At 66.2% G+C, this 1,493-nt stretch carries 1 protein-coding gene; it reads left to right on the forward strand.

Annotated elements, in window-relative coordinates; genetic code table 11:
• Nucleotides 1-1,493, forward strand: a 1,493-nt coding sequence (gene lpdA / locus I7X43_RS16255) for a dihydrolipoyl dehydrogenase (protein WP_198102004.1), incomplete at both ends; no start/stop codon positions are given.

Raw genomic sequence — 1,493 nt, forward strand, 5'->3', positions numbered from 1 at the left:
GTACCGGTAGCCGCCCCCATCGCCACCGCCATCCACACCGGCGGTGCTGACCTCGACTGCGAAGTCCTGGTCCTGGGCGGCGGCCCGGGCGGTTATTCGGCCGCTTTCCGCGCCGCCGACCTCGGACTCAAAGTCGTCCTGGTCGAACGTTACGCCACCCTGGGGGGCGTGTGCCTGAACGTCGGCTGCATCCCCTCCAAGGCGCTGTTGCACGTTGCCGCCGTCATGGATGAGGTCAGCCACCTGGCTGACCTGGGGGTTCAGTTCGGCGCCCCCACCGTCAACATCGATCAGCTGCGCGGCCACAAGGAAAAGGTCATTGGCAAGCTCACCGGCGGCCTCGCGCAGATGGCCAAGATGCGCAAGGTCACCGTCGTGCGCGGCTACGGCAGCTTCCTCGATCCCCACCACCTGCAGGTCGAAGAAACCACCGGCAGTGCGCAGGACAAGACGGGGGCTACGCGGACCATCCGCTTCCAAAAGGCCATCCTCGCCGCCGGCTCCTCGGCCGTGCGCCTGCCCTTCTTGCCGCAGGATGAACGCATCGTCGACAGCACCGGCGCCCTGGCCCTGAAGGCGGTTCCGAAGAAGATGCTCCTCATCGGCGGCGGCATCATCGGGCTGGAAATGGGCACGGTGTACTCCACGCTGGGCGCACGCCTGGATGTGGTCGAGATGATGGACGGCCTGATGCAAGGCGCCGACCGTGACCTCGTCAAGGTCTGGCAGAAGATGAACGCCAAGCGCTTCGACAACATCCTCTTGAAGACCAAGACCGTGGGGGCCGAAGCCACGCCCGAGGGCATCAAGGTGCAGTTCGAGGGCCTGGACGGCGCCAAGAGCGAAGGCACTTATGACCTCGTGCTGCAAGCCGTGGGCCGCACGCCCAATGGCAAGAAGATCGGCGCTGACAAAGCCGGCGTCGCGGTGACCGAGCGCGGCTTCATCAACGTCGACATCCAGATGCGCACCAACCAGCCGCACATCTTCGCGATTGGCGATCTGGTCGGTCAACCCATGCTGGCCCACAAGGCCGTGCACGAGGCCCACGTGGCGGCGGAAGTCATCGCCGGGGAACTCAAGGGCGACGCCAAGCTGGCGAGTTCCGCCTTCAACGCCCGCGTCATTCCGAGCGTGGCCTACACCGATCCCGAAGTCGCTTGGGTGGGCTTGACCGAGGACCAAGCCAAGGCGGAAGGCCGCAAGGTTGAAAAGGGCCTCTTCCCCTGGGCCGCCAGCGGACGCGCCATTGCCAACGGCCGGGACGAAGGCTTTACCAAGCTGCTGTTTGATGCCGAGACGCACCGCATCGTCGGCGGCGGCATCGTCGGCACGCACGCCGGCGACATGATTGGCGAGATTGCCCTGGCCATCGAGATGGGCGCTGACGCGGTGGACATCGGCAAGACCATCCACCCGCACCCGACGCTGGGCGAGAGCATCGGCATGGCCGCCGAGGTGGCGCATGGCTCTTGTACGGATGTGCCGCCGGC

Source organism: Inhella gelatinilytica (genome assembly GCF_016093295.1).
In the GTDB taxonomy this organism is placed as follows: Bacteria; Pseudomonadota; Gammaproteobacteria; order Burkholderiales; family Burkholderiaceae_C; genus Inhella; species Inhella gelatinilytica.